Genomic DNA, 15,485 nt, shown 5'->3' with positions numbered 1-15,485 from the left:
ATAAGTAGGAGTTTGGTAGACAATAATTAGAGAGAAAGATACTTCTTGAGTTGACGTAACAAAGAGAAAAAAGAGGCTCAAGCCCAATAAATACAGCTACTTATTAAATTTAAGCCGCTTTATTGACTCGTAAAATAAAAGTTAACAAATGTAGATAATTCCGTTGACATATGAGCAAATAAAAACCATTATGCTACCGGTAGCACAAAGTGTATTTACAATGTTATAAAAATAAGGGTTTGTTATGCTAAAAGGTATTCTACGCGCAGCTTCCGTGGTAGCTTGCACGGCGTTTGTTTCTTCCGCTGCTAATGCAAATGATTGGGTACAAATGCCTCTCGACAACACAAAATCATGGTCTATGAGAATGATAGAGTCTGAGATGGTGCGTTTCCCAGAAGCTTGGCAAATCGATTGGGATGAGAAGCCACAATGGGATTACGTTCACGGTCTCAACCTTCTTGCCATAACAGAAGTCTATCAAGAAACTAAAGATCCCCGTCTCCTGTCTTATGTAAAAGGTTACTACGACATGTTGGTTCAACAAGACGGAAGTATCAAAACCTATGATATCAATAAGTTTAATATTGATATGGTTAACCCTGGTAAAGTGCTGTTTTTCCTCTATGAAGAAACCGGCAACCCTAAATACAAAAAAGCCGCTGACCTACTTAGAACGCAGCTTACTACTCACCCACGTACCGAGCAAGGTGGCTTTTGGCATAAGAAACGCTACCCAGACCAAATGTGGCTTGATGGCCTATACATGGGGGCCCCCTTCTACGCTGAATACATTGTTAAGTACGGCGATATGAAAGAGCTAGACGACGTATTTTTGCAATTTGAACTCATTGAAGAGCACCTTTACGACGAAAAAACAGGCCTCCCCTTACATGGCTGGGACGCATCTAAAAAGCAAAAGTGGGCTGATAAAGAAACAGGTCTTTCTCAACATCACTGGTCACGTTCGCTAGGTTGGTATGCTATGGCAATGGTGGATGTGCTAGAAGTAGTTCCTGCCGAACACCCAAAAACACCGTGGTTACAAGGGCGCTTTAAAGCGTTTATCGACGCTACGCTTACCTATCAACATAATTCAGGCACTTGGTATCAGGTTACTGACTTGGGAAGCCGTGAAGGAAACTACCTTGAAGCATCAGGTACAGCAATGTTGACCTACGCTATGGCTAAAGGTGCAAGCCTTAAGTTTCTTCCTGAGGAATACAAAGCTCATGCAGAAAAAGGGTTTGCTGGACTTCTTGATCAAATGATTTCGGTTAATCCAGAAACTAACGTTATCAGCCTTGAGCAAGTTTGCGCTGTTGCTGGTCTTGGTGGAAATCCATATAGAGATGGTTCATTCGACTACTACATGAGTGAGCCAATCAGAGCAAACGACGCGAAAGGTGTAGGCCCATTCATTCTGGCTGCACATTATTTGAATAAGTAAAAAGCGCTAAATCGTTAATAAAAGGGGTATATGATGGTCCGACCTAACTCACCGAATGCCAGACGTCACTTCTTAAAGTCTGGTCTCGCCACCACTGTAGCAGCTTCAGGGATAGCTGTAGGCGTTCCTACATTCCTATCTGGATGTGCAAATGTGACCGAAACGGGAAGGACTCAACGCCAGTGGGACGCTGAAGCAAACGTTATTAAAGGGATGATAAAGCGCCCCACCTTTGCAAAGCTCGAAGCTAATGTTACCGACTTTTTAAATGAAAATGGCAGTGATTTTAAGCAAGCGTTGCATGACGCTATCTCTCAAATAGCGAGCCAAGGCGGCGGCAAAGTAGTAGTTCCAAAAGGTAATTGGCTATGCAAGGGCCCTATCCACTTACAATCCAATATAAACCTACATGTTGAACTAGGCGCAACGATACAATTCTCTACTAATCCTGATGATTACAAACCCTACGTTTTTACTCGCTGGGAAGGTATGGAGTTAATGGGTTACTCCCCTCTTATTTATGCTTTTGAGCAAAGTAATATCGCAATTACCGGCAAAGGTACGCTTGACGGTAGCGCGGCGAAAGACAACTGGTGGCCGTGGAAAGGTAAGTGGAAAGCTTCAACATGGGGTGACGACCCGGTTGAGAACCAAAAGTATACCCGAGATACACTGCAAGAAATGGTAGAAAACGGGACACCCGTTAGTGACCGCGTTTTTGAAAATAACTACCTGCGCCCTCCGTTTATACAACCTTACCGTTGTGAAAATGTACTTATCGAGGGTGTTACCATCCTGCGCTCTCCATTTTGGTTAGTTAACCCTGTGCTTTGCAAGAACGTCACCGTTAACGACGTGTACTGTAAAAGTTTCGGCCCAAATTCGGACGGGTGCGACCCTGAAAGCTGCACGAACGTTCTTATCTCTAACTGTACATTTGATACAGGGGACGATTGCATCGCCATTAAATCTGGACGCAATGCAGACGGCAGGAGGGTCAATGTTCCCTGCAGTAATATCGTCATAGAACATTGCGAGATGAAGGCTGGCCATGGCGGCGTTGTGATCGGCAGTGAAATATCCGGTGGTGTAGAGAATCTCTATGCTCAGTATTGCACCATGAGTAGCCCCGATTTAGACCGCGGCATTAGAATTAAAACCAACAGTATTCGGGGTGGTCACCTAAAAAATCTAAACTATCGCAATATCGATATTGGGACGGTGAAAGACGCTGTTGTCGTGAATTTCTTCTACGAAGAAGGTGATGCCGGTAACTTCCCTCCTCTACTGGAAGATATCACTATAGAGAACTTAAACGTTGCGTCAGCTAACCGGGCCTTTGTGCTTCGCGGGTATGACCATACGCCTATTTCTGGGTTGACGTTAAATAACATAACGATAAAACGTGCGCTTAAAGATGCCGTTATCGAAAACGTAGCGCACCTTTCAATTAACAATGTGTTTATTAATAGCCAACCATTTAACAAGCATGGGCTGTAGAAGAATAAATACTATGGAATTTAATAAAGCACGTGTCAGTCTTAGTTTAGCCTTTGTGTTGCTGGCGGGTATATTTTTCAGTGGATTAAGCGCGGCAATGCCAGCAACGACGGATGTAGTGGTAGCTAAATCACATGACAGTGACGATGACAGTGACGTAAGTAAGAACGCTTTACCTCATTTTAACTCTGTGTCCCAAGCTGTTGCTTATATCGCGTCTCACGAGCCACAAAAAGATAAAGTATGGACCGTTTTTATTAACGAAGGCATTTATCGAGAGCGTGTCGTCATAAACGTTGATAATGTTCACTTTGTGGGCCAGTCGCAAGAAACAACGACTATCGTTTTCAATCGATATGCAGGTCAAAAAGTCGCAGAGAATTCTGATGAGAAATGGGGAACTCGTCGCACTGCTACTGTGGAGGTTTTAGGTGATAATGTCACTCTGGAAAATATCACTATCACCAATGATTTTGATTATCCCGGTAACGAGGTCAAAGCAAAGGACGACCCTACTCGATTATCAGGTACGCAGGCAGTAGCGCTTAAAACCGACGTGAACTCAGATCGCACTTACCTTAAAAATGTCGCACTTTGGGGGTACCAAGACACCCTCTATTTAAAAGGTGACCGCGCTCTGATTGAAGGCGGAACAATAGCAGGACACATTGACTTCATTTTTGGTGAGGGCACCGCGTTTTTTGAAAGCGTTTCTATTGTTTCCCGTACACGTTATTCTGGCGGTGATAGCGAAGGACTAACAGGCTACATTACCGCCCCAAGCACTCATTTACAGCGTCCTTATGGGTTAACGTTCTATAACTGTAGGCTTGAAAGAGAACACGGCGTTCCAGATGAAAGTGTGGCACTTGGAAGACCTTGGCATCCAACAACCACCTTTTCAGATGGCCGATATGCAAACCCTTACGCTGTAGGCAAAGCCACTTTCATCAATACTTATATGGCAGGTCATATCATCCAAAAGCGCTGGACCACTATGGGTGGAACTGCGCCATCAGGCGCAAAGAGGCCATTTAACCCACACACAGAAGCAAGGTTTTCCGAATACCAATCTTATGGAGAAGGTGCACCTAAAGCAGTCTCCTCACCAGCAATAAACTCTCATTTTCTGAATGATAAAAACGCGGCGTTTTACACCAAAGAGGCGGTATTGCGTGGCTGGGTGCCAAACCATTTTCCAAGTGATGATAAATAGAGTGACTTAAAAAGTAATTTGCTCAGCACATTGCGTAACCACTTGGTATCTATTATCTTTTAGTTATCACTGTGCATCTCTATACCTTATGTCCATACGTTTTCGATATATCGTTGCTTTAGCGCTAACAGCATCGCTAATTACTTTGTCTTTTCTAATTCTTTCAGGATTAATTAAAGAACAAAAGCAAGATGGAGAAATTATTAATATTGCAGGCCAGCAGCGTATGCTATCGCAACGCATAGCGATGCTAGCTGCTTCATCGACATTATGTAAAGACAACCAAGAATTAGGCTACTTAAAACAAGATCTTGCCAAATTCAAACAAAATCATGAGTATCTTGTTTCGTTGGAACATCTGCCTACGCAAACGTTTAACACTTATTTTCAACAAGGACAGCTTGATTCAAAAGTCAAAAACTTTGTCGATAACGCTGAGAGCTTGTTAACGAATACACGTTGCGAAACGTCTCCCCTTATGCCAGTTCAAAACCTTACCTCGCTTCTACATCAGCTAGACAATGTTGTCAGCCAATTTGAACAAGACGCAATTTCACGTGTAGATATGGTTCTTACTATTGAAATGTACCTGTGGCTTGCAGCACTTGTTCTGCTGACTATAGAAGCCGCAATTATTTTCTTTCCTATGGAACGTCAGGTTAAACGTTCTATTGACGCGCTAGAGCACTCCAAAGAATTGGCACAAAATGCGGCAGAAAAAGCAGAGAAAGCCAGTAAAGCAAAATCAGAATTTCTATCAAGTATGAGCCATGAGTTGCGTACGCCAATGAACGGTTTATTTGGCATGATAGAGCTGGCAATAGATAACCCCGAAAAAAGTAACTTGTACTTAAAAAAGGCAAAAACAGCCGGCAGGCAGCTGTTAGTTTTGATCAACGACATATTAGATATATCGAAGATTGAAGCAGGCAAAATCAAAATAGAACAGGCCCCTGTTGATTTGTTACAAGTACTAGACGATGTAGTTTCATTGCAACGGGTTTATTGCCAGCGTAAAGGGCTCGAATTTCACTATTTGAAAGACGCAGATCTTCCCCATGTCATCGAAGGTGATATAACGCGAATAACGCAAATCTTACACAATCTGCTGAGCAACGCGATTAAGTTTACGGCCAAAGGCTCGGTAACGCTAAAAGTGACACACGCTAAACATGAAAATGGCAATCGCCTTAACTTTGATGTTATCGATACAGGCATTGGCATACCTTCTTCTAAGCTGGAAAGCATTTTCAAAAAGTTTGAACAAGCTGACCAATCTACAACACGAGAGTTTGGCGGCACAGGGTTGGGGTTAAGCATCGCAAAGCAGCTAGCTAACCTAATGGATGGCGACATTAATGTGGTCTCATTATCAGGCAAAGGCAGCACCTTTACCTTTACAATGCAGGCAAGAGAAGCACAGCTCCCAGATATCAAAATTGTGCCATGTGTTAACTTGCGTTGTGCAATCATTGACGACCTTCAAACCAGTCGCGAATACTTTGAGCACATCGTTGCGTCTATGTCGATTGAGCCCTGTAGCTATGAAAGTGCGAACGCATTTTTAGATGACAAACCGCTTAGTTTTGATGTCATAATTCTCGATCTTTCTATGCCAGAAATGAGCGGCGTAGATTTACTTCATAAGCTTAAAGGTTTAACACCGTCTAAATTTCCTAAAGTAATATTAATTTCGGCAGAGCTAGAAAGACTGGAAGACGAACACGAAATACTTGAAAGTATTTGGAAGACTCATGCTAAACCAATCAACAGACGTGAACTGGAAAATGATTTAAGTAAGCTGATTGAAGCAAAGCCTATTAGCCGCCAAGAGATACAAGAACTCAACAAAAAGAAACGGGTACTATTGGCCGAAGATAACGAAATTAACGCCGAGATTGTCAAAGCTATATTGCAAACTGAAGGGTACAAATATTTGCATGTTAAGAACGGCCAAGATGCCGTTGAAATAAGTAAACGACACAAGTTCGACCTGATACTTATGGACTGTAACATGCCTATTATGGGTGGTATCGAAGCTTCCACTATTTTGAGAAAAACCTTGGAATCAAACACTCCCATCATAGCTTTAACTGCTAACGCATTTGCCGAGGACAAAGGAGAATGCTTGGCCGCAGGCATGAATGACTTTCTAGCAAAACCGTTAGATAAAGACACCCTGTTACTTACAATTAAGAAATATATTGGATAAGGTGCCCACCAAAACTGCGGGCCAGCTTTATTTGCCCGATAAATTTAACTCAGCCAAGGAGTTGCTACACGGTGTAGGCCTCTTGCTCCCCTATATATCCTGGGGCAATAGCAAGGTTGTCAGTGTCTGCCAAACTTTGTTGGTTTCTAAGCCAAAGCTGATATTCACCAGTGCGCAAGCTTGCGTGTTTTGTGCAGTCAACGTTCCAGCGGCGGAGTAAATACCCTGCCATAGCCGCGCGTACCTCTAATTTGAGTACGCCTTCTTCCATGGCGTAATCGAGCTCTATTGCCGTAGAATATTTGATATTTTTGGGGTGAGGCACAATTTCAAGAGAAATAAGCCTTCCCCACTCTTCATCGTGCTCAATGCATTCGTGAGTTTCAGGCTCAGTTTTAACTGTAACCTTACTGATTCTTGTCAGAACGAAGTCGCGAAAACTTTGTGATTTCCTATCGAAGGCGCGCACATGCCAGCGCTGACCATTATCAACAATACTATGCGGCACAAGTTCTCGTGCGCCACTGCCACTAGACAAAGATGTGTAAATAACGCTCATCGCCTTTTTATTTACTATGGCTTGTACAACTTTCGCTACCACAAAAATATCAGGCACGTTCAGGGAAGATGCACTTTCTACCGGAAAGTGTACATCGCCAATGGCATCAAAACCGTCCGATATATCGTTAGCAAGCTTTATCAAGGTTCGTTTTGCATCGTGTTCAAAAACGGGAACGAAGTTCTCTGTTTGAAAATAACGCTTTTCCCTTGGATCATAGATTAAGTTTTCAGGCGCTAACTCTTTATATAGCGTAAAGTCACGAGAGCCTGCCGATAGCCCTACCTCAAAACGATTTATTAAATCTTGGCGATGAATGGCCCCTTTAAACAAAAGGCAGAAATCGATATACGCCAGTCGTTGGCGTTGAGAAAAAGAAATAGTCTCTAACATGGTGCGCACTTATTGTATTTTTATTCAGTGTGGTTCATTTAAAGCCGCATGTAAATAGTAAAAGACATAAAAAAGCCCAGCACTTGGCTGGGCTTAAACTTTTAGCGTTTAAGGTTTATGATTTCGCACGCTTACGAGCGAAAAACATACCACTTAACGCCAGTAGCGATAGCACAAAGGTACCTGGTGCAGGTACTTGAGCGATTTCAAAGCTTGTGCTTTCAGTAGTATTGCCACTCTGAGGTCTTCCTCCCTGCCCCAATACAATGCTAGTAGGGGTTAACTCAACGAGACCAGCGTTCAGCGCTAGCATGCTAAACGAAAAGAGTTCCACGACATCTTTACCTTGTTGTGCAAATATAGCGCCCTGAAATGTGGGATCGAACGGTGCAAATAAGTTTTCACCTGCATCTATACTTAGCGTATTTCCATCGCTATCAGAAGTTTTCACTTCTGGCCGAACACCTAATGCACCTAAATCCATAATAGACGAAACATCTAGGCTCAAAAATAAGCTATCGAAGTTGAAAAGTGCAATATAGCCATTGAAGTAAGTCTGCACGCCACCTACAGACAGCTTTGAAGCACTTACTGTTGCCGTGATTGTCTCGCCAACGTTATAAGTATCTTTATCTGTTGTAATCGAAATTAAAGCTGCATTTGCATTAAAAGTGGCGGCAGCCATTAATAGTAAAAAGAATTTTTTCATTGCTATTTTCCTAAAATTAAATTGCACAGTTAGCGCGTGTACACATCGCCATTAACGCCTGAATATCGAAGAAGCTAATTTGGCCGTCGCCGTTGAAATCGTAGTTTTCACCCGTTGCTTGCCCTTGTAAAAACAGTTGATAGAAGGCCATGATATCGTTGTAATCCACATCGTTATCACCATCAAAATCTCCAACTGTTACTTCTTCTGGGAAGTTAAGCACTACCACTACTGGATCGTGATCTGACGAGCGATACGCATCAGCGCCGTAGTAATTAGAAAGCTGGGTTTCAGTCTTATAATTTACGTTATAGTCGAACACGCGAGGTTCGTCGGCATTGATATGCCATATTGTTGCGTCTACCACATATTCGGTTAACGAAGGGCTTGATAAAGCGTGATCTATGTAACCTACTTCTCCGCCGAAGCTATAGGAATAAGCGCTGTCGCCATCAAAGAAGTTAACCAAGTTACTGTAGCCAGCCTCTTCAAGCGCGAGGATAGGGTCTTCTTTCGCATAGGCATTCAAATCACCCATTACGATAACGCGGTCAGACAAGACGTCACTGTTTTGCTCAACAAGGGAAATCAGACCTTGTGCAGCTTGGGTACGCTTTTCATTCCAACAACCTTGACCGTCACCTGAGTCTGCGTCGTTGCCTGTAGCACCACCACAATTTTTTGACTTAAAGTGATTTATCGCTAAGGTAAAGGCTTCGCCATTACTGTTTACATTGAAACTTTGCAGTAAAGGTTGACGGTTACCGTCGTCAAATGGTGGTTCAGACGTCGTCACAGGGTTGCCCTGAAGCGAAACTACGGCAGGCTTATAGATTATACCTACAGCAATTTCGTCATCGCCTAGCTGAGACTCTAATGCAACATAGCTGTACTCATCGCTGCCTAGTTCAGCGTTTACGCTATCGACTAATGTCGCAATCGCGGCTTCACTGCTATAACCATCGTTTTCAATTTCAACAAGGCCAAGTACGTCTGCACTCATTGCCACAATGGCAGATACAATTTTCGCTTGCTGACGAGCAAATTCAATTTCTGACTCTGCACCGCGAGAGGTTGGAAAATCGGGACCATTGAAGTAATTGAGTACGTTAAAGCTAGCCACTTTTACATCACCGATAGCATTTAGCTGCGGCTCCGCAATTCGTGGGTTAGTGCGTACGGTTTGAATATCACCAACAGGGATAAGGTTGTAAGCACCAAAAGCGTAATGTAATACACCTTCTAGGGCCTCTACACTGTCTCCCAAACGCAGTGGATTGTTGTGCGATAAACCACCTGCTGGGAAAGGAATGTCATCCAAATTCTGTGATGTAGCTCCGTCCTCAACCAATAAAGTGTTTCGTGCATTGATTTCAGCTAGCGCCAACGCTTCTTCTGAACCCGCTACAAACTGATTAGTAGGAATGAATAAGCGTTCTGACGACACGTTAAACTGACCATAACGCCCAAGATTATAGATATCAGATACTTTAAGGGTTTGTTCAAAACTAATGTGCATGCCCTCTAGTGCCTCTAAATCAGTATCAAGGCTAAATGGCATAGCAACAGGTGTGTAAAGCACATTACTACCTACACCCGTAACCTCGGGTTCTGCAGACAGAGTTAATTGGGTTACACCAAAGCGCTCGCCTACTGTACCTTGCAAACGCACCGCATCACCTGCTTCTGGTAGACCAAATGAACCTGCGTAAACAAACACACCTTCAGATGTTGCCGTATTACCATCTGAATCACTCGCTTCTTCCTGAACAAAGAATCCACTCATAGCAGGCACAACTTTGGTTACAACCGCCTCGACAGTCACGTCGGTACCGACCATTGCTGACTCATCGCCGTCACCTTGAATCGCGCTGATTAGCGTTGCTTCAGCGATAGGGTCGGTCGGGTCATTGGGATCTGTCGGGTCAGTTGGGTCGGTAGGATCCGTTGGTTCGCTTACTGAACCATTATGACCGCCAAAATTACTCAGTGTATCTTTTGGAAAGCTGTCCCATTCATCAGTGGTAAACGCTGGGTTGCGGTTAGGGTTTCCGCCTGTCACAGAACTCTTGCGTACTAACGTGACGTCTTTGCCCCAATTAGTCTTAACGCCAAAAGTACCTAATGCATCTACAACTTCACCGTTGTAGACAAGTTCAAGGTAATCGTCTCCATTGAAGTTCATTACTAAATTGCTGATTTTTGAACCAGCTTTAAGCGAAGCATCCGCACTCCCGTGAGCGAATGTCGCCACGCCGCCTGCAGGAATCTCGCCTTCAAGCACTAGCACTTTGCGGTCTGCATCGGCAGTATCGCCGTTTGAAAGTAAAACTAACTCGTAGCCAGACAAGCTCACAGGTTGAGTCGAGCTATTGAAAAGCTCTATCGCTTTGTTATAGCTACCGCCCTCAATATACTCTGAGATGTAAACACTATTGGTTGACGGTCCTGTGTCACCACCTGTATCTCCGCCAGTATCACCGCCTGTGTCTCCTCCTGTGTTTCCTCCGGTATCACTACCAGTGTCTCCGCCCGAGCTATCACAGCTTTCATTAAAGATAAGTGAAGCAAGTTCAGGCTTATCAATAAACGGGTTACGGTTCCCTTGCAATTCAAACACACGCTCGTTACGGCGACGCTCAAATTCATCAACTGGATCGCTTTCATGCCACTGAAGCAGCACACAAAGCTTGCCAAATGCTGCTTCGTCGGTAGACGTTAAGCGGTTTAACAATACTAAATCTTCTTCGGTATCACCTGCAGTGTTACCGTCGTAGCGCACATCCATATAAAGCATAGAGCGAGCTACGTCGCCTTTCACTGCATCGCGCGGCTCAAAAGAGTCATTATCAACACGGTTTGTTGGTGCCTCTGCAAGTGCGCTATCGCTAAAGTCAAAATCAAGATTACCGCGCGAACTGTTAACAGAGATGTCTGTGGGGCGCAGGTGAAGAATATCGGTGTATGCCGTTAAGCTTGAGCTTGAAAAGCCATGACTTTTTGCCCAAACATGTTCACGGTTCCAATTGTCTGAGTTAGAGCTTTGGCTACCACTTCCGTTGGTAAACTTCCCTTGCGATATCCCTTTGTAAAATAGGATAACATTGTCAGTATTTGAAGGATCTTCATCGGTATAGGTTAGCGCCGTCCAAACCTCAGAGTATGATAGCGTGCGATGACCATTTTCAATGATGTTGTGTGTTGTTTCTTTCAGTGTTTGTGCGCTATCGCCATTAGCAATAGCTGCATCTAGAGCGGCGTAGTAGTTCGATGCTACAAAATCACTCGCTAAATTAATTGCTTCTAAATCTGGGCAATTAAAGCAACTACCGCTTAAGAAAAGAAGTTCGTTTGAAGGCTCGCCCCCGTTATCAGGGTTATCACCGCCGTTGTCTCCTCCATCAGTGGCACCGCTACCGGTCACCGAAATACTGTCTAAATTTAAGTATTCTGTGCCTGCATTATTAGCCATGGCGACTTTCAATACTAACGTGCTTCCGCTACCAATTGTTTCATTTACCGTGGCACTACCGAAGTCGTCTTGTACAGTATTTGATGCGCCTTCGGTAATTGTTATAAGTTCAAAAGCGCCGCCATCTAGTGAGTAAAATACGTCGATATAGTCTGCAGTTTCAAATGTTCCACTTTGAGAAAGTACTGCATTGATGGTGACATCACCCGCATCAGTGATATCAATCGATTCACTCAACCAAACCACTTCACCATCGACATCGCGCGCTTGCATTGCGCCGTTTTCAACGCGAAACCAATCATCAGTTGCAGTTAATGCGCCTGCGGAAACATCAATTGACCAACGTTCAACGCCTTCAAGACTTAGTACTGCTCCGCCAGGATTAGAGCCAGTTGCGCCTTTGTTTTGTAGCTCGGCCGCTTCAAAGTCTTCTAGCCATAGCGTTTCGGCTGAAGCGTTAACTGATACCGCGCCCAGTGACAATGCCCCAGCCAACAACGCGTTGACTACCTTAGCTGAATGCTTCAGCTTATACTTTTGTGTGTTACCCTCATTAACCATTTTGCTTTCCGCTTTTTTGTACAAGGAAGGTATAAATTCTTATACATAGGTATTTACAGCAAGCACTTAACAAAAATAATAATAAAATCGTAACACAGCCAGTATATCAATAACTTAGGGCGTTAAAATAAGTTTATTTATTGATTAACTCTACTGAGCTTCGGTATAGGGTAAGCTGATTTGTAACATTACCAAATTGTTTCAGTTTTGAAACATTTCCATGCTGATATCCAGTGCATGTTACATTTTAGATGCACAAAAAAAGAGCGCCTGTTGAGCACTCTTTAGTTCTACTTTAGATATTAGACACAATGATTTTAAGTTGTTTAATAATGCAATGACTGCAGAAATTGAGAACAGAAATTTTCTTTGAATAGACATGCAACATCTCAGGTTAACAGTTAGGTAAGAACTCATTCCCCTGACTTTTATTCCATGAATTGGTCACTGGCCTTCTCGTACTAGAAGGCTAACCGGCTACTATATACATTTAGGCAAATTCTGTGTAAGAGCAAATTGGTAAAAAGATTAATTTTTCAAAAATGTCAGCAATTACAAAAATAAGAAGCCCTATCTACTCTTTATAACATCTGTATGATGCGCCAGACCCTTTTAAAACGTCACTTCATGTGCACTTTACCACCCACCATCTTGAATGCGGGAGTTCCGCGAATAATCGCATTCCTAGCAAACTGAGTGTTACAGGCGGGACAAATGCCCTCTTCAACAGTATAGTCCTCGACAATTCGCTCTTTAAAACATTTAACTAACGCCCCCTTTCCACCTTTTCGATACTTGAAAAGCTGGAACCTACATTTAGCGCAAAATATTTGCACGGTTCTAACCGGCCCTTTTGCATTGGGTTTTGCCATAACGTTGTTTGTTCTCCTCTTTGTAAATTTCACCTTTTGTTGAAGTGCGACAAATCACAAATCTCAGTTATACTTTACCAAGGGTGATTTGCCCTTTCATATTAATAACTCTGTACCATCGTTTATCAACTTAGCGACAAAGCGTGCAGAGAGACGATTTAAGGTAATATCAATGAAGATAATTGCAGCCCTGTTTCTAATTTTATCGGCACCACTTTACGCGGGAACAGCCGTAATTGTTAATGCTAACAACAGTTCAGGCATAGATATCGACACGGTAAAGAAAATTTACTTGGGCAAAGTAAAAGCCTTTCCAGACGGCAACCGCGCAATTCCTCTGACTTTCGAACAAGGTAATGCCGCAAGAGATGCGTTTAACAACAATATCTTAGGGAAATCGGAGTCACAATATTCTGCATTTTGGTCAAAGCTTGTTTTCACTGGTCGCGGTACGCCACCTGAAATGATTGCGTCTGAAGACGAAATGTTGAAATTAGTTGCGACGAATCCAAATACCATTGGATTTATCGATGAGAGCAAAGTTGACGGCCAAGTAAAGGTTGTTGGCACGTTTTAAATTACTCACCTCTAAAAAGTTTATTTTAGGCACAGCGCGACACACTACTATGCGAGTCGCGCTGCATCCCTAAATTAATCTGGGTAACTGGCTAAATGATTAATATTAGCGAATGCCATTATGACGTCTTTTGCAAAGTCTACTCTAGGATGTCGCAGCGCACCTTTCTTCCATACTAAGTATATTTCGTTTTCAGGCCCGCTCTTTCCAAGCGGAACTAGTTCGCCTTTGGCAATTGCTTCCTTGCAAAGGTAATCAGGCAACACAGAGTAGCCTATTCCTGCTTTAAGAATGCTGCTGATTGCACGAATATCTGGGCATATCGCGGCCACAGGTGACTCACAGGGCGCGTTAAACACTTCTGAAAAGTACCGGCGAATAAGCGGAAGTTGTTCGTCATAGCTTACTACCTTATGTTGATTCAGTAACGACGCCGTGACCTCTTTACCACTAAGTAATTTACCTTGAACCCGGTTCATGACCAAGACCAAACGTTCTTTGTCTAACATCTGATATTCATACATAGCGTCTGTTGGCTCAGATGCGGTGATAGCAAGTTCAGCGATATCATCTTCCAACAATTGATAGGTGTTATTTTTATTTCCCGTATGAATAACCAAATTTACTTTGTCAGCTTGCAGTAAGTTTGCGAGCGCAGGGCCCGCAACAAAACTCAAATATTCCGCAGGCCCTGCTAAGTGTAAGGTGCCGTGATCTGTTGACGCTCGGCTTCGAATAGACGCAACTTTTTGTTCCAATATATCTATGTGGCTGGCTACTTGTAGCGCTAAATCATCAGCGATCGCCGTTGGCTCTACGCCTCTCGCTTTTCGCACAAACAATTCTTTACCGACAATATGTTCCATTGCCTGTATATGTGAAGTTACTGCTGGCTGAGACATATGAAGCCGCGTTGCTGCTCGTGTGATGTTGCCGCTTCGATAGACTTCTACAAAGGTTTTTAACTGTGTTAGGTAAGACATAATTTTCCACCCATCAGATTTTTGATGACTCATCATAATTTATCTGACTTCTGCTTTTAAACCAACAACTCTAAGATGCACGCACTTTCAAATGCGACAGGAAAAGCACATGAAAAAATCATCATCAATTCTATCACTTGCCATCATCGCTGGGTTATCACAGTCGGCGTATGCAGCCGACGCTCAATCATCAAAAGCCAGTAAAGGCGAAGTGCTTGTTTTACTTTCAAGCGAAAATGTAATGCAGCTGGCAGAGGGCAAAACAGAGCCTACAGGTTACTACCTTAACGAGTTTGGCGTGCCAGCAAAGGCATTGGTAGATGCCGGCTACAAGCTAGTATTGGCCACACCAAAAGGTAATGCGCCTGCCGTAGATAAAAAGTCCGTTATTCCACAATACTTTGATGGCGGCGAATCACAAATGCGAGATATTCAAACGTTTGTTGCGTCGATAGATGGTATTAATGACACATTGTCACTAAGCGAAGTTATTGCACAAGGGCTTGATGAGTTTGAGGGTGTATTCATTCCAGGAGGGCACGCGCCACTTATCGACTTAGCCAACAACCCTCAGGTAGGCGAGATTTTGTCTCACTTTCATAATGAAGGAAAACCCACTGCTGCAATCTGTCATGGTCCAATCGCCTTACTTTCTGGGCAATCTAACCCAAAGGCATTCGAACTAGCATTGAAATCAGGTGAGCAAGCCACATCTGATAATTGGATTTATGAAGGCTACAAAATGACAATCTTCTCGACGCCGGAAGAAGAATATTTTGAAAGCACCTTAGATGATGCAACTTTATTATATTACCCAGCAGACGCAATGGCGCAAGCGGGTGGAAGTATGGAATACAAAGAAATGTGGGCGCCAAATGTAGTAGTAGACCGTGAACTTATTACAGGCCAAAACCCATTTTCTGACGAACTGTTAGCTGAAAAGCTTTTACAACAGCTAAACTCACAAACTAATTAAGGACA

11 protein-coding genes are annotated in these 15,485 nt (G+C 43.2%); 6 read left to right on the top strand and 5 right to left on the bottom strand.

The window, feature by feature from the left end:
• Window positions 1–244: 244 nt before the first annotated feature.
• From V7R55_RS17915 to V7R55_RS17900, 4 genes are all read left to right on the top strand, one after another.
• Complete coding sequence (locus V7R55_RS17915) at window positions 245–1,450, top strand: glycoside hydrolase family 88/105 protein (RefSeq protein WP_334060605.1); 1,206 nt, start codon at window positions 245–247, stop codon at window positions 1,448–1,450.
• A 33-nt stretch (window positions 1,451–1,483) separates the two neighbouring features.
• Window positions 1,484–2,950, top strand: a complete 1,467-nt coding sequence (locus V7R55_RS17910; RefSeq protein WP_334060604.1) for a glycoside hydrolase family 28 protein — start codon at window positions 1,484–1,486, stop codon at window positions 2,948–2,950.
• Window positions 2,951–2,963: 13 nt separating this feature from the next.
• A complete protein-coding gene (locus V7R55_RS17905; protein ID WP_334060603.1) occupies window positions 2,964–4,166 on the top strand; it encodes a pectinesterase family protein in 1,203 nt (400 codons plus the stop codon).
• Window positions 4,167–4,254: 88 nt separating this feature from the next.
• Window positions 4,255–6,378: a response regulator gene (locus V7R55_RS17900; protein WP_334060602.1), complete on the top strand. Its 2,124-nt coding sequence runs from the start codon at window positions 4,255–4,257 to the stop codon at window positions 6,376–6,378.
• Window positions 6,379–6,442: 64 nt separating this feature from the next.
• On the opposite strand, the gene V7R55_RS17895 is transcribed toward V7R55_RS17900, so the two are convergent.
• From V7R55_RS17895 to V7R55_RS17880, 4 genes are all read right to left on the bottom strand, one after another.
• Window positions 6,443–7,330, bottom strand: a complete 888-nt coding sequence (locus tag V7R55_RS17895; protein ID WP_334060601.1) for a WYL domain-containing protein — start codon at window positions 7,328–7,330, stop codon at window positions 6,443–6,445.
• A gap of 115 nt (window positions 7,331–7,445) precedes the next feature.
• Complete coding sequence (locus V7R55_RS17890; protein WP_334060600.1) at window positions 7,446–8,039, bottom strand: PEP-CTERM sorting domain-containing protein; 594 nt, start codon at window positions 8,037–8,039, stop codon at window positions 7,446–7,448.
• 16 nt (window positions 8,040–8,055) lie between these two features.
• Complete coding sequence (locus V7R55_RS17885; protein ID WP_334060599.1) at window positions 8,056–12,072, bottom strand: ExeM/NucH family extracellular endonuclease; 4,017 nt, start codon at window positions 12,070–12,072, stop codon at window positions 8,056–8,058.
• 620 nt (window positions 12,073–12,692) lie between these two features.
• A complete protein-coding gene (locus tag V7R55_RS17880; RefSeq protein ID WP_334060598.1) occupies window positions 12,693–12,944 on the bottom strand; it encodes a hypothetical protein in 252 nt (83 codons plus the stop codon).
• Between the two features lie 172 nt (window positions 12,945–13,116).
• Between V7R55_RS17880 and V7R55_RS17875 the strand changes: the two genes are divergently transcribed.
• The gene (locus V7R55_RS17875; protein ID WP_334060597.1) at window positions 13,117–13,521 is read left to right on the top strand and encodes a phosphate ABC transporter substrate-binding protein; all 405 of its coding nucleotides are present in this window, start codon (window positions 13,117–13,119) and stop codon (window positions 13,519–13,521) included.
• 74 nt (window positions 13,522–13,595) lie between these two features.
• Here V7R55_RS17875 and V7R55_RS17870 read toward each other — a convergent pair whose 3' ends face one another.
• A complete protein-coding gene (locus tag V7R55_RS17870) occupies window positions 13,596–14,504 on the bottom strand; it encodes a LysR family transcriptional regulator (RefSeq protein WP_334060596.1) in 909 nt (302 codons plus the stop codon).
• 109 nt (window positions 14,505–14,613) lie between these two features.
• Here V7R55_RS17870 and V7R55_RS17865 point away from each other — a divergent pair, with 109 nt between their 5' ends.
• Window positions 14,614–15,480 (top strand): type 1 glutamine amidotransferase domain-containing protein, encoded by an 867-nt coding sequence (locus tag V7R55_RS17865; RefSeq protein WP_334060595.1) that lies wholly within the window; start codon window positions 14,614–14,616, stop codon window positions 15,478–15,480.
• The last annotated feature ends 5 nt before the right edge of the window (window positions 15,481–15,485 follow it).

Source organism: Alteromonas sp. S005, from assembly GCF_036864475.1.
Taxonomy (GTDB): Bacteria; Pseudomonadota; Gammaproteobacteria; order Enterobacterales; family Alteromonadaceae; genus Alteromonas.
Note: the sequence above shows the minus strand (reverse complement) of the source record. Positions and strands in the feature narration are given on the sequence as shown.